Raw genomic sequence first — 18263 nt, forward strand, 5'->3', positions numbered from 1 at the left:
GGTCCGCTACCTAAAGGGATAGCTCAAAGGTTGGAGAAGACAGATTCTCATCCGAGATAAAGTCAGCTGGTCAGGAGATTTCCGTTTCCGATGGACGGTCTGTATCGCTCGTTCGGGTTACAGCGAGTTTCCTAGATTGAATCGCGTGCCGAGCGGTTCGCATGCGGAGCTGGTCTACGCCGTGGGGCTGACGGCCCAATGGGCAGGTGGTTGAGTGAAAAAAGTGCAGGAATTGACGCTTTCAGCCCACCAGCTTATCCTGTTGGGCCAAATTGTTTCCGACCATTTTACTGCTGGCATCTCTGACGAAGGCGTGTTCCTTGCGTCGAATCGACGATCTCATTTAATGAATTCGAAATCCATCTTAATTTACGACACAACTCTTCGCGATGGCTCGCAAGGCGAAGGGGTTAGTTTTTCGCTACTCGACAAACTGAATATTGCAGAGCGTTTGGCTGAAATTGGTGTCGATTTCATTGAAGGCGGCTACCCACTGTCCAATGAAAAGGATGTCGCCTTTTTTAAGGAAGTGAGAAAGCGAGATCTTGGCGAAACCAAAATCAGTGCGTTTGGAATGACGCGGCGAAAACGGCTGAAGGCCGATCAAGATCCCGGCATGAATGCTCTCGTGGCCGCGGAAACTCCCTGCATCACGCTGGTAGGAAAAACGTGGGATTACCATGCTACCGAAGTGTTAGGCGTTACGCTCGAAGAGAACTTGGCTCTGATCGGCGAGAGTGCCGAATTCTTAGCGAAACATGCGATGGTCATTTATGACGCGGAGCATTTTTTTGACGGCTTTCGTGCTAACCCTCCGTACGCAATCGAAACCTTGAAGGCTGCGGCGTCCGCGGGAGCAAAATGGTTGTCATTGTGCGACACCAATGGTGGATCTTTGCCCGAGCGGGTTGCCGAAGTCACCGCTATCGCTCGTCAGGAACTAGCCGACTACGACGTCAAGTTTGGCATCCATTGCCACAATGATTGCGAATTGGCTGTCGCCAACTCATTGGCTGCCGTCGACGCGGGAGCGACTCAGGTTCAAGGGACGATCAATGGGATCGGTGAACGATGTGGCAATGTTGACTTGATCTCTGTTCTCTCAAACTTGGCGTTAAAGAAAACCGGATACACGGTTCTCGGTGGACGGTCGCTTCAGTCGTTAACCGAGTTAAGCCGGTTTGTGTATGAGACCGCTAATTTGCAATGGCAGAGTAGCCAGCCGTTTGTCGGGCAAAGTGCGTTCGCGCACAAAGGTGGCATGCACGTTCATGCGATCAACAAGGCTGCAAAGACCTATGAACACATTGATCCTGTATCGGTCGGAAACGAGCGAAGGATTTTGGTGAGCGAGTTGTCGGGGCGCAGCAACATTGTTGCACTTGCGACAAAGCATCATATCGCTGACGACAATGCACTGATGGACAAAGTCTTGGCCGAAGTCGTACGGCTTGAAAATCGAGGTTACCAATTCGAAAACGCGGCTGCGTCTTTCGATCTATTGATCAAACGCATCGCGGGTTCTTACACGTCGCATTTCGAACCGATCAAGTATCGCGTGGTCGCGGGGGATCGCGACAGTCATGGCGATGGACAATCGGTGTTCGCCGAAGCCATCATCAAGCTAAAGGTTGGTGATAAGTTATGGTTCGAAGCTGCCGAGGGAAAGGGGCCTGTTAACGCCCTCGATGCGGCTCTTCGCAAAGCGCTACTTGATGTCTATCCGTCGCTCGCCAAAATGCGATTGATTGACTACAAAGTGCGAGTTGTCGATTCGGGGGCTGGCACGGCTGCATCGACACGCGTCAACATCGAAAGCTGTGACGAGAATGAGTCGTGGGGCACCATTGGAGTTAGCGAAAACATTATCGAAGCAAGTTGGCGTGCTTTGGTCGATGCGGTGGAGTACAAACTTCACAAAAATGGCTAGTCAATCCTGGTTGCTAGCGATTTTTGAATTTTGTCTGATCCTAAGCCGGCTTTGTCGTAATTGACGATCGGAGTGTAGAGTGACAATGGCACTCACCTCGCCATTGGGACATTCTTTTGCCGTTTGCGGTTGACAGGTTTGGGGTAAATGGCGTTACCTGATGGGAAAGAGAGAGCGTCCGTGTGGATGTTACTCATCAATTCGATACTTAATAGAGGAGCAGGCTTGAACTTCGAAACCACCCAAACCGATACGAAAAGCTATGAAATTCGCCAGATGTCCGATGCCGGGAAATGCTTGTCCGCCGCGACCGTCGAGGCTCCAAGTGGCGAAGCGGCAGCAAAACAACTAAAGAATGTCGTCGATGGCACCGATCGCATCGAAATCTGTCTCGATGGAAAAGCCGTCAACGAAATGGGCGTTAGCTATTGGCGCAAACGAGTGAAACGTTAGCGAGCCACCAGGGGCCTATCGGTGTAATCGTTCACGGGCTTCGTCCGTGAACGGTCACCGCTATTTCGACGTCGAATACGGTCCATTCCGATTGTGACGCGTTTGGTAAGCATTCTCAATGCATCGAGTTCACCGACTCTGCTTGGGAAGATGCTCTAAAAAACCCGATGCTGCCGCGATGTTGCCGCGATACTGCTAGGTACGGTTGCGTCATAACGTTGGTCAAAAACAGATGCCATCCTTCGCTCCACTGCAAGCGGTTCCTCCATCGAAGAGAAGTTCGATCTCTCTAAGACAATGGTGGCGGGCCGGAAAAGACGATTTTCGATCATGCAATTGAAAGCGTCTGTTACCGACGGCAAGATGACGTCTCAATGATCAACGTCCTATCGAGAATCTTCTGTGTGACGCCATTGGCCTCTCAAATAGGTCCGTTTGATCCACCGATCGTCCCAAGCGAACATCAACATCGACAGTGGGTCGACTGGCGAATCGATCCACTTGATATCAGGTTCGATGACGAGTACGTCCGCACGGCAACCGCTTTGCAGACGCCCGACGTCCGACCAGCCGAGTGCGTCGGCAGCACCTGCGGTGATGTCGTACCAGGCTGAACTTGCAGATGGAATTTTGTTCTGTCGTAGTGAAGCCGTTTCGATCATCGCTCGAGCGACACGTACCATGCTGCGCTCATATCCGGCACCGATATCGGACCCGAGAACCACGGTAACGGAATCGGTTTCTAACGCTTCACGGTCCATCGCCCCCGATCCCAGGAATGTGTTCGCGGTCGGACAATGAGCGATCTTGCATTCGTGATCGGCCAAGACCTTTCGATCGGAAACGCTCAGGTGAATCCCATGTCCGAGGATACTCCGTGTCCCCAACAAACCAGACTTTTGATAGACATCGACATAGCGAGCACCGTCAAACAGCTCCGACACTTGGCGACATTCAGCCACGGTTTCGGACAAATGGGTTTGCACAAACGCACTTGCTTGTGTTGCTAATCTTCCGGCCGCTTCCAACAAATCGTAGGTGCAACTGATTGCAAACCGCGGTGTGACTGCGGCCGCGATTTGTTTGTCGATCGGAAAACGTTCAATCGTTTTTGACGCTTCATCGATCAATTGATTTGTGCTCGGGCAAAGTGACTTGGGTGCAAACCGGTTCATCAGGACTTGCCCGATCAATGCCCGAAACCCTGTTTGGTGTGCCAACTCCATCGCACAAAGCGTAGCATCGTGATGTACCGACGCGTAAGCGCAAAAGCTAGTCGTTCCAACGGACAGCAATTGCCGATAAACTTGGGTCGACATTTTGTGAGCATAAGATGCGTCGGCCCACTTTTCTTCTTCAGAGAAAACGACCGATTCTAACCACTGAAGTAGCGGCATCGAATGGGCGCCAATCATATTAAACTGCGGCAAATGAAGGTGCGTATCGATGAAGCCGGGGCAGATTAATGCGTTAGGATTTAGGTAATCGGCCGAGCGGGGCAATTCGCCTTCAACCACCTCGCGAATGTGATCGTCGTCGATGCGAACAAAACCAGGTCGAAGCTCGAGTTGGTTGGGACTTTCAGCGAGCAGAAGTTGACCAGCCAAAATGGTCATGGTTCGATCTGCTCGATTAGCGGTGGAACGGGACAATCGAGCAAATCGGCGATACCGCGTAATAGCTCGGCTTCGCGGACTTCAACCGTTCCATCGGCACACACAACCGCCGCACAACCATCGACGATTTTGCCACGAAGCTGGACTGTTAATTTCTGTAGTTTTTTGACTGCGGTTTCCAAGTTCGACAACGAATGCTTTTCACGCGGTTGCAGCGTAAGCGACCCGCCGATTCGACGAGCACCGACATCAAACGCGCTTTGTACACCTTGCGCCGTAGGATGGCCGACGCGAGCGAGAATGCTAAGCAGCATCGAGATTTCCGTTCCGAGACGTTGTAACCCGTAATAATGGGGAATGGGACTGCGCACTTGTTCGAACCGGGGACGCAAGTGGCGCATCAGCACTTGAGCGAGGGTCCACTCGAATATGGTAATTTTTGAATCGGCTCGAGCCAGTTCGACAAATGAATTCATAAAGGCGCTGTACTGAGGTTTCGACATGGCTGACAGCGCGGGCAAACTGAGGTCGACGACGGGCAAGTAGGCTTTATCTGGCAACGTTTCGATTGCTGTTGCTAACTCTAGCGTGAGTTTTACCAACGCTGGTTCGATTCGGGCGGACAATGCTGTAATCTGGTCCTTGCGGACCGAAGGATCCTGGTCCAACAGGATCGCGAAGACCAACGCCCGAGCGGAATAGGGTTCTCTTGCCGCGCCGCGCACTCGCGGATCGAGTTCATCCAGCAGATCTGCGGCATAAACTCGGTGGTATTTCTCGTGCGTCCCCACGGAATCGACTGCGGAGGCGACGACTTGCAGCGGAGCGTGATCGGATGGTGCAGCTTTGACAGCCGTTGTGCCAGCCAAACCCGATGCCGCCAAACCCGATGCCGCCAAACCCGATGCCGCCTGCAATGCTTCGCGTTTGTACTCGGGCATTGGTTTGGGCATTGGTCCAGGCTGTTCGAGTCTAGCAAATTTCCCATTCCAGTTCGGGTCGATTGCCCGAATTCGCTTCGGGAGTGGCGGGTGAGTCGCCATCAAGCCACTCAACCCTTCAAAGATTCCTTGTGCGAAATACATGTGGCTGGCCACTGCCGCGTTGGGATGCTGCAAACGTCCATGCGAGGCATAGCCACCAATCTTTTTCAGTGCCCCAGCAATCCCATCTGGGTTTCGCGTGAATTGGACTGCGGATGCATCCGCCAAGTATTCGCGTTGCCTTGATACCGCCGCCTTGATCATGCCACCGAAAAGGGAACCGATCGATCCGATAACAATCAATACAAGAGCGATCACAACAATGTAGAGACCGGTGGAATTTCGACTATCGCTCGATCGACTTTGCCCATTGCCTCCGTAGAGGAACAGTCGAAACAACAAGCGTCCGATCAACGCCAGCAGCAGGATGCCGTGTAAGATACCGATCATACGGATATTCATTCGCATGTCGCCATTGAGAATATGGCTAAACTCGTGTGCAATCACACCTTGCAATTGTTCGCGATCGAAATGGTTGAGAGCTCCGCGAGTCACACCAATAACGGCATCACTTGATGAATATCCAGCTGCGAACGCATTGATTCCAGGCTCTTCAAGGAGATAGACGGGTGGAACTGGCGTGCCGGACGCGATCGCCATCTCTTCAACGATATTGAGTAGCCGCCGCTCAGAGAGTTCGGCGGAATCGGGAACGACGCGTCGTCCACCAACACTTTCCGCAACGCCCCTACCGCCGCCATGACGAAGCGAAATCACTTTGTATGCCGTGCCACCGAGGATCATCGCGGTAGCAAAAATCGCAGCACCATAGCCGAACCTCGTCGCTTTCGGGTTTGCTAAAAAATGATGGATGCTAACGGAATCAACGCTGGACAGATCGAACCGTTTTGGGCGCAGCGAGACGTTGGCAAAGTAGGTGACGGCAAAAAACGTCACGATGACGATACACGACGTCGCAATCACAAACATGGCGACCAGCCATGCCGTGTTTCGACGAGCCTTTGTTTGCTGCTCGAAGAAGCGAGTGCTCATTTCTCAAACGATACCTTGGGAGCTTCGTTGAGGTTTTCGTCTTCGAATTGCAACAATTCCCGATCGCGAGTGTGTCCAAACGCATTTGCAAACAACATGGGTGGGAAGGTTTGCCGATAGGTGTTGTACTCTGTCACCGAATCGTTATAGGCTTGCCGAGCAAAACCAATTTTGTTTTCGGTCGTCGTGATCTCTTCGGTTAATTGTGCCATGTTCTGATTCGCCTTTAGATCAGGATAGGCTTCGGCCAGTGCGAACAATCGTCCGAGGGCTCCAGACAATCCTTGTTCCGCTCCGGCCAACATTGCCATTGCTTCGGGATTGCTCGGATCGGAAGCGGCGTTTGACAGTCCACCAACAGCCTGTTTGCGAGCGTTGATAACCGCTTCAAGTGTTTCGCGTTCGTGCTTCATGTAGCCTTTAACCGTTTCGACCAGATTGGGAATCAGGTCGTGCCGCCGCTTGAGCTGTACTTCAATCTGCGAGAAAGCGTTGTCGACGCGATTTCGTAGTGTCACTAAACGATTGAAGATCCCAACACCATACAGTAACAGAACCAATCCGATTAGCAGGACGACGATGAAAGCGACAATTGCAATGGTAGGTAGCGGCATGCAAGCACTCTTAGATAGAATGAGACGTTAGGGAAGAATTGTTCCCCCCAGGATAACACGATTTTACCGCGATAGGAACGGTCGACGCCATTCGGAGTCGGCAAATGCGCTGAATCGCACGCAACCCAAGTTTGAAATTGCAATGATACCGGACTCACTTACAGCGACCTATCGAATTTTAGACGCCTCGATCAATCGGGTCAGCGAGGGAATTCGGACCATCGAAGAGTACTCGCGTTTTGAAATCGAGTCGGTTTCGCACTCCGAATCGTTTAAGTCGCTCCGGCATCAACTGACTCGACTGGTGAACACGTCCCTATCGCGTTCGATGCTCTTGGCGGCCCGCAATACACCGGATGATATCGGCACGGTGATCCAAACCAAGGCCGAGTACAACCGGACGACGAAGATTCAGATTGTCGCCGCTGCGTCGTCACGGATCCAACAATCGCTGCGGGTGATCGAGGAATATGGGAAAACCATTGACGCGGGCTTTGCAAAGGAAGTCGAGCAACTCCGTTACCAAGCTTATCATCACTGTGCTTCGATCGAACGACTTGTACCGGTCTCACGCCGTCAAAGATTGCTCGAGCAAGCGAAGTTATATTTGCTAATGGATGTTCACGAGGATCTCGAGATGTTCGTCGCATCGATTCGATCGCTTGCTGCTGCGGGAGTGGACGTCTTTCAACTTCGCGATAAAGACGCAAGCGACCGCACCCTTTACGAGCGCTCCGTCGTTGCTGCGAAACTAGCGATCGAACTCGATTGCTTGTTCCTCGTCAATGATCGAGCAGACATTGCGGCCGCTGCTGATTCCGATGGCGTGCATGTCGGTCAGGATGAGCTGCCAGCGAAGATTGCGAGACAGGTCATTGGTGACTCGCGACTTGTTGGCGTTTCAACTCATACGGTTCAAGAGATTGAACAGGCTCAGATTGATGGAGCGAATTATATCGGTTGTGGCCCTGTTTTCGGTGGTCGTACCAAGTCATTTAGCCATTATGTCGGTACAGCGTTTCTTGAAAAGGCAGCCACGATGACAACCATACCCGCATTTGCCATCGGTGGCATCGATGAAACGAATGTCAATCAAGTCATCGATGCTGGTTTTGATCGTATTGCCGTCACAGGAGCATTGAGAGACGCCGAGGACCCGGCAGCCGCCGCAGCTCATTTGAAAGCAATTCTGGTAAACTGAATGAATGATCCACTCCCCTTTTCGACGATTGTAAGAACACGTCCGCCTGCAAAGCTAAACTTGTTTCTTGAACTACTCGGCAAACGTGATGATGGTTTTCACGATATTGACACGGTGATGGTACCGATCGATTGGTGCGACCATCTATCGCTTGAGCGTACCCAATCTGACTCCATTGAATTGTCGGTTCGCTGGATGCCGTCGCAGGAAATCATCGCTTGCCAAATGGGGGTTACCCCCGAATCGGAACAAACGGAATGGCTCGCGATTCCGGCAGACGATCGAAATTTGGTCTTCCGGGCGCTCGAAGGATTCCGCAATCGTTTTGATCTTCCGACTGGTTTTCGCTGCGAATTGTTGAAGTCGATTCCAGCGGGGGCGGGGATGGGAGGTGCGAGTAGTGATGCGGCCGCAGCGTTGAGGTGTGCGGCGATTTTAAATGGAATCTCGCCAAATCATTCGGGTATACTGGAGTTGGCTGCCGGTTTGGGAAGCGATGTCCCCTTCTTTTTAGGTCCAAATGGTGAAAAGAGCCGCGCCGCTCGAGCGACGGGTCGAGGAGAGCATTTGTCGCAGATTGCGTCATCCTCTCAGTTTGACATTGTGGTGGTTTTTCCAGCAGTTTCTTTGTCAACAGCTCGTGTTTATTCCGTGGCCTCGATTCCAGACGCTACAATTGACAGTGCTGCGATGATCGTGGCACTTGAGGCGGGTTTGGTAAACGACATCGCCTTTGGGGGGCTGAACCGACTACAGGAACCCGCTTCAAAAACTGCTCCTGAAATTGACGAAATACTCAAATCGATGTGGCGGTCGAACTTGTTAGGGTGTCAACTAACGGGCAGCGGGTCGGCTTGTTTCGGTTTTGCTCGATCGACGGTCGATGCGAAACGTGTGGCAAATCAATTGCGAAGTCAATATTATCCTGGGTTGCGTGTTTCGCATTGTCGGCAGTCGATGGTTCCTTCGCAGATTGAAATGAGTTCCAACTGCTAAAGAGTCGTCCAAACAGGATCAGAGTAGAAGCAAACGTTGTAACGCCGAACGGTTAGGGAGGGTCGAACCGTGCAAATCACAGAAATTCGAATCAAGCTGATGGAATCATCCGAAGATCGTCTTCGCGCATTTTGCTCGATCACGATGGACGGATGCTTTGTCGTCCGAGACCTGAAAATCATTGACGGTGCAAACGGTCCTTTCGTTGCCATGCCAAGTCGCAAACTTACCGGTCATTGCCAACGCTGTTCTCACAAAAATCATTTGCGAGCAACCTACTGCAACCATTGCGGAACGAAGCTTCAGCTTGATGTCGATCTTGATTCTCCGCAAAAGCTGTATGCGGATGTCGCCCATCCAATCAACAGTGAATGTCGTGAAACAATTCAATCCGCCGTGATCGAAGAATTCAGATCGGAACTCGCTCGCTCACGTGAGCCAGGCTATCAATCTCGTTATGATGATGATTTTGACTACGACGGCCACGAAGTAAATAGCCAATCGGAAGCAAGCCAACCGAGCGACGGCAACAAAACGGCGATGATCGACCAGGAAGGACCCGCGAAGCTTGAAAGCGGGAGTCCACCACGTCCACATTTTTTGGATGAGTCAAACCAGTCCACCAAAGAACGGGTCGATGCCGAGGGCAACGAATCAGGGGGCGGTGATGATTTCGGAGTCGGCATTTTCTAGCGAGTGAAACCGCACGCCATCAGACCGTGAGCTTCACGCATTCCTCAGCATGCGACGGCTTCCCAGGCATCCACCTGAGAGCGGGTTGTCTTGCATGCCGCCTGCCGAGCCCTCTGCATGGGAGCCCTCTGCATGGGAGACAGAGGTCCGGGTGCGAATTCTCCTTGCATCGCGTTCGTTCCCAAACGTGAGCCCGGAGACAAGGGAACGAAACCATTCCAACGGGCTATCGCAGGAGTGACAAAACGTTTTGAGGATTCTGATTTGCCATCGACAAGACATTTGTTCCCGATTGCACCAAGATTTGAGCACGTGTTAGACGGGCTGACTCTTCCGCAAAGTCGGCATCGCGGATCGAGCTTTCCGCCTCTTGCAAGTTGGCGACCGTATCGTTCAAGCTGACAATATTGCTCTCGAGGGTCGTTGATTGAAACGCACCTAACCGCCCGCGAAGACTCGTGATTTGTTCGATTGCTTCGGTGACGATCTTGGCTGCCTGGTTGGGGTCATTCGTCAATGAAGCCGATTCACCACTACCAAGCTGGAACATTTTTCCTGTTGCACCACCTAGCCGAGCGGTGCTAACACTGCCGATCCCAATCCGCGCTTGTTGGTTGCTGACGACATCCGAACCGAGTTGGAAGAGTGCACCTCCACCATTGATTGTGAAGTCGATACTGTCGCTTGATCCCTGATCGACTTGGATCGATACGTCAAGAGTCGAGGTGTTGATCGCCAGTGTATTGCCTTTGCCGTTGGCATCAATCCCGTTGATCTTGGCAACAATATCGGCTCCGGTATCTCGAACCCCAGCTCCGACGGATGCCGTCATTGTTCCGCCACTGTCTTCGCTGATGACACGGAAGTCAACAATCGCATCGGAGCCATAGTCGTTCGAAGTCAGAACTAACGCTTGGCCATCTTTGGTTGCCGTAACCCCGGTTGCATCGTTGACCAAGTTGATCTGTTTTACGAGGTCATCTATACTCGTTCCTTTACTGACGTTGAAGACTTCGGAGCCTGATTTGCCCAGCAGTTCGAAGACAACGTCTTCGGCGAGTCCGCCTGCTGCATCCACGCCGTCAGCAAACGCGGTGGGTGTGGCCGTTCCGTCGGTCGAGTTGTAGGCGGTCATCGCTAGATACGTCACGGTCGGATCGAATGGCAAAGCAAGAGAACACGCAATTGCCGCAACCAATGTCACCACCAGTAGTGCGGACAGTTTGTATTGCGGCTTCAATCTCATCGTAATTCAGTTGGCGAACGTTAACGATCACGTGGTCGCCGCAAACGACTCACCACTTCGATAGACTCAGCTCGGCGACTCACGTGCATCGTCTGGTTCCCCGCAAGTCGGGTTAAGAACCACCGAAGCGTGAAACGTAGAGCAAGGCCGCCGATCATAGAATACACCGAGTAAGAACCGGTGTGAGAAAAGATCGCCTCAGGTCACCCCAATGGTAGGTCGAATAGCGAATACGAAATTGCGAAAAAGCAGTAATTTGCAACCATAAGTAGGAGCGTGATGATCGCCGAAAGCCAGCCAAGACGCTGCAGGGAATAGAGGTACAAGCCGAACAATACCGGATAGAACAAAAGCAGGTCGACCCGGATATTTCCACCGGTCCGACTTTCCCAGATCCAATAAACCACCGTGATCGCGGCGCAGATGCCGATCCCGACTGGAATGCTTGGGCCTCGTTTGATCGGCGGGGACGATGCTGGCCGCGATTGTTCCGCTGGTGATTCGTATGGGTTTGTGTCTTGTTTCATGCATTAGCCAAATGCCCCGCATCGTTCAGTCGGGGAACAACAGCCGTAACCGGGCGGCCGCGAAAAACTATGACTTCAAAACCGACGTCACCGGCCGCTCCGGTTCACGGCCTGGTTCTGCATCATTTCTGCGACAGGTACAAGTCCAATTGTATCCTGAATCGTTCCTCGTCGTCTAAGGATTCGTCCAGTCCGAATCGCCGCAAGTCATCGTCCGAATTAACGGACCACTTTCGATCTGCTTTTTCGATTTCAATTTCGTGAACGTCGCTTGAAAACGTCGCTGTACCTTCGCTTCGGTCGCATGTGTAGTCAAACGGACCGACGGTTGCAGGGCCAGATTTCACAGCCGTGAGCGAATAACCGCGTTTGTAAATTGATTTTGCAGTCTCAGCGATCCAAAAATCATCGGGAGAAGCAATCAGAAATGAAACGCACAGATCCCTAACCGGACGCATTGTTTCATCATATTCCCCAGCGACGATAACATCGCGAAAGTCCGTCTCCGCCATTTGAATGTACTCGCGCATCTTCTCGAGCGAGCCGTTTGAAGCGAAGACAATACATCGCGCAATGCGTCCGGTCTTTCCACTCACGCTCATAGCAGCAAGGGCGGTACCAGCATCCGGAAAGTCTGCGCGGATGCGTTCGATAATGTCGGCTTCCAGTGTCATGCTGTTTGAGATGCAGAACGGTAACGATCACGTGGTCGCCGCGAACGACTCACCACTCCAAAAAAACTCAACTCGGCGACTCACGTGCATCGTCTGGTTCGCCGCTCTTGATCGTAGTTGACGCGAGACATGGAATTCGTCGTCACGATCAAACAATCCCCGCTTTAGGGTCACGAAGGCTTGCGCCCGGTCAATCTTGCACGCACTGAGTTTATCACATCCGCGCAGTGGGGGGAGATGTCAAAGCACAGGAACACACATCCCGCCGTGACGGCAATCGCCGATAGTGTGGCCTGGGTCTTTGGCACCAACAATAAGCCAAGCAGTGCTGCGGTAAATCCTACGACGGGAATGTAGGAGGGCCCGGACGACGTGAAGAGGATCAGCTTTCGACATGCCAGGAAGAAGTTGGCTCCGGTGGAGACCGCTGCGATAGCGAGCGCGATGAAAGTAGCAATCCAGCGAGTAGTCTCCATGAAGAATCTGCTTACGGGCGATCCAGTGAGAGTCTTGGTCGGCGAACGTCCGACATCACGGGGGACGGAGAGTTGACTTTCCATTTCAATAAACGTCGCAAGCCGTCCTCCCGTGCATGTCATTGTTCTGCCTTCGTACGCTTCAATCAAACCCGGGAAGGTTGCCATGAAACCAACGGACGCGTCGGGAAATCCGGCGCTCGTTGATCTTGCCGGCGACTGTGTCATTGTAAAGACAATCGGAAAGGGCGCACAGTTTACCCGGCAAGGAGTTCTCTGGAGGTGACCAAGTCCTACCGCTCATGTGGTCGCAAGAAAAGTGATAGGTGACGCCATCAAGCCCCATGTTGGGCGAATCCGAATGCCGAGTCCCCAATAGCGCCAGTCGAAAGATTTTGTGCAGCGAAGCTCCGAGTTCATTTGAAACAGCCGCATGGTTCTTGATCGGTGTAATTGCCTTCGTCTCTTCAAGCGGCCAGATTTCTTGGTCGGCAGTGTGTGCGTAGGATGTGTAATGCCCGCTGCGTGAACACTGAAGCGCAAGCATCCACTCGACTTCAAATGAGGGCAAGCACGCGATGCCAACCACAGCCTTCGCCTTGCGATCGACCTTTGGCTTGAGAGTAGCTGCAACGGTATGAAGGTACGCATTCAGTATCGGTAGTGATTCGATGGGCGAATCGTTTGGCTCAAGGTGGTCAAGCACGATGCGACATGGCCGATTGTTTTGTATGGCAGAACGTTTGCGATATGCGGGCGGCGGGGGTTGATCAACCACTTCAATCAAAGTCACCACCGCCGCTTATGGTCACCGCATGGCTCCCCGCGCGTCATTCTTTACGCGGTCGGCCAGCTAGAGACGTTGCAAGTAATGCGCCGATGCACATGCCAACTGCGGTTGGAAGAAGCATCATATCACGAAGTTTGATGTCAGTGACCTCTGGATCAGTTGTGACTGCGAGGACCAGCAAGTACCCAACCGAGCAGAGCATCCCACAGGCAAACGAAGCCACCCAAAGACCAACGGCCCATGCAGCACCAGATCTGCCGTTGCGCCGAGCACGGCGGAAAATAGCGACTGTCATAAAAAGCAGTACGAATAAACCAATCGGCAAAGCTACAGTTTTAGATTGGAGTGCTTTAAGTCTTCAGTCGGGGAACGTTTGGGTTGACCTGGGACGAGCGGATGAGCAACCACTGCCCAAAATCGCTTTCGAGTCCTCCGCGTCCAACCCATGGTTCGTCGGGGCTGTTTGGGCGGCCTGTCATGGCGACCGAGTTGCGTTGACGCGACCATTCAGTTTACAAGCCAACGAAGGACCGAGCAAAATTCGAGCGCTATCAGTCGGTCAACGCCGAGCAATATCGTAACCGAGAATAATCAAGCCACCAAGCAAGCCGAGGAACATCATCACGCCAGTCAGTATCCACGCCATTGGTCCGTCGTACTGTTGAAATGCCGGAATGGCTCCAAAAGCACCGATCATTGCGCCCAATGCTGGCGCGGTCCATGATGGCAGTGGCGTGTGTTGAGGATCCGGTGTTTCCTTCGGTTTGAAACGAAGGTCATCGGGAGTGGGCAAGCGGCCAGGATTGAGCGGGTCCATTTCGTTTGAGTTGGGCATCGAAGATTGCGAGCTGCAAAGAGCTTGGGGGTCGAGTTTGCCGACACGACGAACGTTCGGGTTAACGTGGTCGGCCAAAAAAAACCGCTTAGATTGCCGAAAGTCGTCGTGGCCGACTCCCGTTCAACCCATGGTAATCGGATCAGTGTGGGGGATCGACGAGAAATTGGGGACGCAGAACTTCAAAGATGAACTATGCAGCAGGATTGGAGCGGAGTCGGTTTGGTCTTCGACCGCTTCGGTGACACATTCGTCCCGATTCGGTGTGAATCTGATTGTAGTCGATCGAAGCGAGACAGAGCAACAACCGATCGATAAGAAATAGCAGCTAGGGTTTCGGGTCAGGGGTCGATCGAGCACCATTCCGATAATGGCCGGGATCACCGAGGACGCGCGAAAGACGTTCCTTGGCCAAACCACTCGGCTCGCTTGACGGTAGGGCGTTTGACAAGCAAGCGTAAAGCGATGCCTTAGTTATGTGCCGTCTTGTAGCTGCGTTGGATTAACGGTTTCGCTCCAACGCTCGGCGTCACGTCCGCGCCAGTCAGCCAGCTTGATCCCGATTCTAAGGCGGGTTGCGCCGGTGTCAAACGGTACGTTCACCGATGCGGTATCACTTGGGTCTACGCGAGTCCACACCCCATCGTCAGGCATAAGCCAGACCCAGTCAGCAGTTTCATTCGCAGGAAACTGACGAATGATCATATCACAAGATAGCGGGCCGGAATTGTTGTACCACACCGGAAACAGACCGTCGTTGCGAAACGAGAACTGAAGGCACGGATATGTTCCGCCTTCGTCCAGCGGTTGTGTCGTGGCAACGGTCGAAACAAATGTGATCTTGGGATCAAACGGGCGACTAAGAGCGAGTCCGATCGCGGCAACGAACGTGACGCAAAGTAGTGTAAGGATGCGAAACCGAAGGAAGCGTTTCATCGGATTTCAGTCGGATAACGATTACGGATCACGTGGCCGCCGCGAACGACCGACCACTTCAATAAACTCAAGTCGGCGGCTCACGAGCATCCGCTGATTCGCCCTATCCGTGCAACTCGTCATCGAGGTCACCGACAATCGGATCATCGGATTCGGGAAAGTCAAAAGTGCCTTCAAGCTGAGTCGCCGAGAGATTCTTGGGGACGATCTTAGCAGTATGTTCATCGGAATGAAAGTAAAACTCTATGTTGTACCAGTCGGATACGTTGTAGTATTCGATATTGCGGGTGGGCGTTACCGATGAGTCCACGGTCATCCCGTCCGCGGTTTGCCGGTAGGTTCGCATCAGACCGTCGTAGTCAGGCGGACCAAGAACTCGGGTAGCATCATCGGCACTCTCGACGCTTCGGATCATTGTCTCTAATCGTATGCGTTCTCCCGGTGGCGCGAGAGGAACGTTCATCCGCTTGTTTGAATCGGGGAATTTGCCACCACAAAAGGGACAGTAGTACATCGAGTATTGAGCGCGGTCCGGTCCGGTAAAGTGAAAACTGTTAGATAGCGAGTCGTATCCAACAGGCGAATCGGGGTCGTTTAGCTGCGCGCCAAGCCACCCGCACTCGCACATTCGCTCATCGTCAATGCCTGCCATCAAAAAGCGTATTCCCAATTGGGCGAACGGCGGTCGTAACCGGGCGACCGCGAAAGACTCTCGATTTGTAAACGCGTCATCGGCGGCTCCCGGCGAGTAGACCGGGGTCTCTTTGGTTTAGGTTACACTTTGTATTCCCTGTTTGCCACCGGTTTCCCGATTGTGGTGTCACAAGATTCGAACCTTGCCTCATTGACCCTCGGCCCCTCTCAGATCCGGACGTGCCACTTTCTAGCATCCGGCTCCCAAATCTCACTTGGTATCGCCCAAGCAAACGGGTGGCCACACTCTGTCGTTGTCGATACGCGCGGGGGCGTACGCGCGGGGAAAACAACGTGGTGCGATCCAGAACTCCCATTACAAGAGAAATACTGCGATACAGCCGAGTTAACACCGAAGGTCCGTCACAGAGTACGGGCGGTGCCCAGTCTGAATCGCGTGAAATCCTGACCGCCTTCCCTTGATCGATATTACTCGACGTCATTCCACCTGATTGGACTTCAAGCTTCAACGGTACTATTCGGTCATCCGACTCCCTGAGCGTCATTTGTCTTCGTCGCTTATTCCACTTCTAGGACATACTCGACCGCTCACAATTGGAAGTCGCGAAGCGATCAAGAACTTCAGGGTCTCACTGGTTGCCTGATTGACATGATGTGTAGTGCGAATGGGCCGCCGACCCCGGGCCTCCGATGACAGCTTGCCGTTAACGCTGCAACCGATATTGCCTTCAGGCATGAACAAACCTTGGGCAGGATCCGACAGTTACCAAATTTCGGGGCTAATTCCATTCAACGTCGCAGGGCCACCTACGATCGCTTCATCCTCACTACCTTTCTGTGTACGCTTCAACGACTGACTTCGACCTCTGGTCTTATACAGTCGCTGCAACACTCGATACTGGGCGTGGGGCTAGCACTTACCCAGGCGGGATCTCCCCCCGCTAGTCAATCAGACCTTGCCAGTCCGCACGTTCATCGATTGGTTATCGGATCAGTTTGGGGAATCGCCGAAAAGGTTTTCTAAATCGGCGAACGTTAAAACACCATTGTAGCCGACCGAAGCGAGACCGAGCAACCATCGACCGAGCAAGGATAGCGGTCAGGATTTCGGGTCAGGATTCGACCGAGCAAGTATGGCGGTTAGGATTCGAGCATCCGCATCAACCGAGTAGCGATAGCAGTTAGGGTTTCGGGTCAGTGTTCGACCGAGCAAGTATAGCGGTTAGGATTCGAGCATCCGCATCAACCGAGCAACGACAGCGCACCAATTGCCGTAACGACTACAGCGCATCAATCCGATAACGCTTGCGATAACCGCGTCGGCCCGATTAACGCTTAGATGACCGCAAACTATCGTGGCCGACTGCGGTTGATCGCGTTGTTATCCGCTACGGTGTGAGTGTAATAAGTTTGATGTAATTAACGAGCAAACGTTTGCAATCGAGTACACGAAGCACCACGATGGTTTACGAAGTGGTCCAGTGTGCCATCATTCAGTGGGCGTACCAGTGCGGACTTCGTCCCCCTCGGTGACATAGCGTTTACCAAACAACGTCGTCATCGAATAAACGTTCGAAACCAATCCAATCCCAAGTCGTTTACGAAATGACGTCGCGATCCAGTAAACGCTCGGAACCAATCCGATGACATCAACAGTGTCTACGCGACGTCGAATAGCAGAGCAAGATACAGTTAGCAGTCCAGCATGTTTACGAAGTGTCATCGAGCATTAAGGCGGATAGCGGCTACCCAGGCGGGATTCACACCCGTTCGTTGTCAAACCATTTCCAGTCCGCACGCTGGACGTTTGGTTATCTACGGTCTGGGTGCTTTAGCTACTCAGCACCCGCTTTTTTCTCCTCAAGCCTCTCTAACTTTTTCTCAAGCTCCAAAATTCGTCTTTTAAGCTTGTAGTTCTCGGAAACAAGGTCGTTGAACGCGTCAACAACTCGCTTGAGCTGAGACTTGTGGTTGGTCTCGGAAGCGAGGTCACTGAATGCGTTAATAACTTGATTGAGCTGGGACTTTTGGTCGGGCTTGGGTAAATCCACAATGCTGTGAGTCTGAGTTCGAGACTGCCGGTCAAGCTCAACACGAGCGGTTGCCGCGAGCACAGCGGGATGATTGGCTCCAAGAGCATCAGATAGCTGGTCGCGTTGGATTTGAAATAACCGATTGGCTCTCGTGGGAGACTGGGCAACGACGGTGTCATGGAGGAGCACGATCGCAATGGAAGCCACTACTGCACTTTGGATCTTACGGGGTATGAGAATCATCAGCGGTACTTCCTTGTGTCTATGGAGTGCTGTTGTGCAGTGAATGATTTAGTCGGATAACGTTGGGCATCACGGGGCGGCGACCCAAGGTCTGGCGATGGCCGCAGCGGTCGCTACGCCGCTCCCGTGCACATACTCTTAGGTGGACTGATTGGATTTTTAAACGAAAATGGCTTCTCTCGATGTAATAAACGAGCTGAATCACGAGGATTCGCTCACTTGGTGTTAATGGTCGTAACCAACAATTTGGACATCGTGGTTCGACAATACATGCGAAAGAAGCCTCATGAATTCTACTACAATCTCAATG

At 52.6% G+C, this 18263-nt stretch carries 17 protein-coding genes; 6 read left to right on the forward strand and 11 right to left on the reverse strand.

Annotation, left to right across the window (positions count from 1 at the left end; genetic code table 11):
- Window positions 1-346: 346 nt before the first annotated feature.
- Window positions 347-1930, forward strand: coding sequence for a citramalate synthase (cimA, locus tag Q31b_RS24790; protein ID WP_146602335.1), 1584 nt, complete (start codon window positions 347-349; stop codon window positions 1928-1930).
- 225 nt (window positions 1931-2155) lie between these two features.
- Window positions 2156-2383 carry a hypothetical protein gene (locus Q31b_RS24795; protein ID WP_146602336.1) on the forward strand — a complete coding sequence of 76 codons (228 nt, stop codon included), beginning with the start codon at window positions 2156-2158 and terminating at the stop codon, window positions 2381-2383.
- A 386-nt stretch (window positions 2384-2769) separates the two neighbouring features.
- Here the strand turns inward: Q31b_RS24795 and Q31b_RS24800 are convergent, their stop codons facing one another.
- From Q31b_RS24800 to Q31b_RS24810, 3 genes are read right to left on the reverse strand one after another with little or no spacing between them, the layout of a single operon-like run.
- Window positions 2770-3999: an amidohydrolase family protein gene (locus Q31b_RS24800; protein WP_146602337.1), complete on the reverse strand. Its 1230-nt coding sequence runs from the start codon at window positions 3997-3999 to the stop codon at window positions 2770-2772.
- Window positions 3996-6035, reverse strand: a complete 2040-nt coding sequence (locus Q31b_RS24805; RefSeq protein WP_146602338.1) for a M48 family metallopeptidase — start codon at window positions 6033-6035, stop codon at window positions 3996-3998. The genes Q31b_RS24800 and Q31b_RS24805 overlap by 4 nt, the downstream gene beginning before the upstream one ends.
- Window positions 6032-6649 carry a LemA family protein gene (locus Q31b_RS24810; RefSeq protein WP_146602339.1) on the reverse strand — a complete coding sequence of 206 codons (618 nt, stop codon included), beginning with the start codon at window positions 6647-6649 and terminating at the stop codon, window positions 6032-6034. Before Q31b_RS24810 ends, Q31b_RS24805 begins: the two co-directional genes overlap by 4 nt.
- Window positions 6650-6791: 142 nt before the next feature.
- Between Q31b_RS24810 and Q31b_RS24815 the strand changes: the two genes are divergently transcribed.
- The 3 genes from Q31b_RS24815 to Q31b_RS24825 all read left to right on the forward strand — a co-directional run bounded on the left by Q31b_RS24815 (window position 6792) and on the right by Q31b_RS24825 (window position 9539).
- Window positions 6792-7850 (forward strand): thiamine phosphate synthase, encoded by a 1059-nt coding sequence (locus tag Q31b_RS24815; protein WP_146602340.1) that lies wholly within the window; start codon window positions 6792-6794, stop codon window positions 7848-7850.
- Window positions 7851-8846, forward strand: coding sequence for a 4-(cytidine 5'-diphospho)-2-C-methyl-D-erythritol kinase (locus Q31b_RS24820; protein ID WP_146602341.1), 996 nt, complete (start codon window positions 7851-7853; stop codon window positions 8844-8846).
- Window positions 8847-8915: 69 nt separating this feature from the next.
- Window positions 8916-9539 carry a SpoVG family protein gene (locus Q31b_RS24825; RefSeq protein WP_146602342.1) on the forward strand — a complete coding sequence of 208 codons (624 nt, stop codon included), beginning with the start codon at window positions 8916-8918 and terminating at the stop codon, window positions 9537-9539.
- A 226-nt stretch (window positions 9540-9765) separates the two neighbouring features.
- On the opposite strand, the gene Q31b_RS24830 is transcribed toward Q31b_RS24825, so the two are convergent.
- The 5 genes from Q31b_RS24830 to Q31b_RS24850 all read right to left on the reverse strand — a co-directional run bounded on the left by Q31b_RS24830 (window position 9766) and on the right by Q31b_RS24850 (window position 14087).
- Window positions 9766-10785, reverse strand: a complete 1020-nt coding sequence (locus Q31b_RS24830) for a flagellin (protein WP_146602343.1) — start codon at window positions 10783-10785, stop codon at window positions 9766-9768.
- A gap of 203 nt (window positions 10786-10988) precedes the next feature.
- Window positions 10989-11312, reverse strand: a complete 324-nt coding sequence (locus Q31b_RS24835; protein ID WP_146602344.1) for a hypothetical protein — start codon at window positions 11310-11312, stop codon at window positions 10989-10991.
- 122 nt (window positions 11313-11434) lie between these two features.
- Window positions 11435-11986: a hypothetical protein gene (locus tag Q31b_RS24840; protein WP_197172293.1), complete on the reverse strand. Its 552-nt coding sequence runs from the start codon at window positions 11984-11986 to the stop codon at window positions 11435-11437.
- Between the two features lie 618 nt (window positions 11987-12604).
- A complete protein-coding gene (locus Q31b_RS24845; RefSeq protein WP_146602346.1) occupies window positions 12605-13168 on the reverse strand; it encodes a hypothetical protein in 564 nt (187 codons plus the stop codon).
- 643 nt (window positions 13169-13811) lie between these two features.
- The gene (locus Q31b_RS24850) at window positions 13812-14087 is read right to left on the reverse strand and encodes a hypothetical protein (protein WP_146602347.1); all 276 of its coding nucleotides are present in this window, start codon (window positions 14085-14087) and stop codon (window positions 13812-13814) included.
- 130 nt (window positions 14088-14217) lie between these two features.
- Between Q31b_RS24850 and Q31b_RS24855 the strand changes: the two genes are divergently transcribed.
- Window positions 14218-14412: a hypothetical protein gene (locus tag Q31b_RS24855; RefSeq protein WP_146602348.1), complete on the forward strand. Its 195-nt coding sequence runs from the start codon at window positions 14218-14220 to the stop codon at window positions 14410-14412.
- A 149-nt stretch (window positions 14413-14561) separates the two neighbouring features.
- Here the strand turns inward: Q31b_RS24855 and Q31b_RS24860 are convergent, their stop codons facing one another.
- From Q31b_RS24860 to Q31b_RS24870, 3 genes are all read right to left on the reverse strand, one after another.
- Window positions 14562-15023, reverse strand: coding sequence for a hypothetical protein (locus Q31b_RS24860; RefSeq protein ID WP_146602349.1), 462 nt, complete (start codon window positions 15021-15023; stop codon window positions 14562-14564).
- A gap of 103 nt (window positions 15024-15126) precedes the next feature.
- Entirely contained in the window at window positions 15127-15675 is a 549-nt protein-coding gene (locus Q31b_RS24865) for a hypothetical protein (RefSeq protein WP_146602350.1), read from the reverse strand.
- Window positions 15676-17512: 1837 nt separating this feature from the next.
- Complete coding sequence (locus tag Q31b_RS24870; protein WP_146602351.1) at window positions 17513-17953, reverse strand: hypothetical protein; 441 nt, start codon at window positions 17951-17953, stop codon at window positions 17513-17515.
- Between the last annotated feature and the right edge of the window lie 310 nt (window positions 17954-18263).

This window comes from Novipirellula aureliae (genome assembly GCF_007860185.1).
Lineage (GTDB): Bacteria > Planctomycetota > Planctomycetia > Pirellulales > Pirellulaceae > Novipirellula_A > Novipirellula_A aureliae.

What these genes read in the sequence shown, in the direction of transcription:
- cimA (WP_146602335.1), top strand. Translation starts at nt 347, where the DNA reads ATGAATTCGAAATCCATCTTAATTTACGACACAACTCTTCGCGATGGC.
- Q31b_RS24800 (WP_146602337.1), bottom strand. Translation starts at nt 3,999, where the DNA reads ATGACCATTTTGGCTGGTCAACTTCTGCTCGCTGAAAGTCCCAACCAA.
- Q31b_RS24805 (WP_146602338.1), bottom strand. Translation starts at nt 6,035, where the DNA reads ATGAGCACTCGCTTCTTCGAGCAGCAAACAAAGGCTCGTCGAAACACG.
- Q31b_RS24810 (WP_146602339.1), bottom strand. Translation starts at nt 6,649, where the DNA reads ATGCCGCTACCTACCATTGCAATTGTCGCTTTCATCGTCGTCCTGCTA.
- Q31b_RS24815 (WP_146602340.1), top strand. Translation starts at nt 6,792, where the DNA reads ATGATACCGGACTCACTTACAGCGACCTATCGAATTTTAGACGCCTCG.
- Q31b_RS24820 (WP_146602341.1), top strand. Translation starts at nt 7,851, where the DNA reads ATGAATGATCCACTCCCCTTTTCGACGATTGTAAGAACACGTCCGCCT.
- Q31b_RS24830 (WP_146602343.1), bottom strand. Translation starts at nt 10,785, where the DNA reads ATGAGATTGAAGCCGCAATACAAACTGTCCGCACTACTGGTGGTGACA.
- Q31b_RS24835 (WP_146602344.1), bottom strand. Translation starts at nt 11,312, where the DNA reads ATGAAACAAGACACAAACCCATACGAATCACCAGCGGAACAATCGCGG.
- Q31b_RS24840 (WP_197172293.1), bottom strand. Translation starts at nt 11,986, where the DNA reads ATGACACTGGAAGCCGACATTATCGAACGCATCCGCGCAGACTTTCCG.
- Q31b_RS24850 (WP_146602347.1), bottom strand. Translation starts at nt 14,087, where the DNA reads ATGCCCAACTCAAACGAAATGGACCCGCTCAATCCTGGCCGCTTGCCC.
- Q31b_RS24855 (WP_146602348.1), top strand. Translation starts at nt 14,218, where the DNA reads ATGGTAATCGGATCAGTGTGGGGGATCGACGAGAAATTGGGGACGCAG.
- Q31b_RS24860 (WP_146602349.1), bottom strand. Translation starts at nt 15,023, where the DNA reads ATGAAACGCTTCCTTCGGTTTCGCATCCTTACACTACTTTGCGTCACG.
- Q31b_RS24865 (WP_146602350.1), bottom strand. Translation starts at nt 15,675, where the DNA reads ATGGCAGGCATTGACGATGAGCGAATGTGCGAGTGCGGGTGGCTTGGC.
- Q31b_RS24870 (WP_146602351.1), bottom strand. Translation starts at nt 17,953, where the DNA reads ATGATTCTCATACCCCGTAAGATCCAAAGTGCAGTAGTGGCTTCCATT.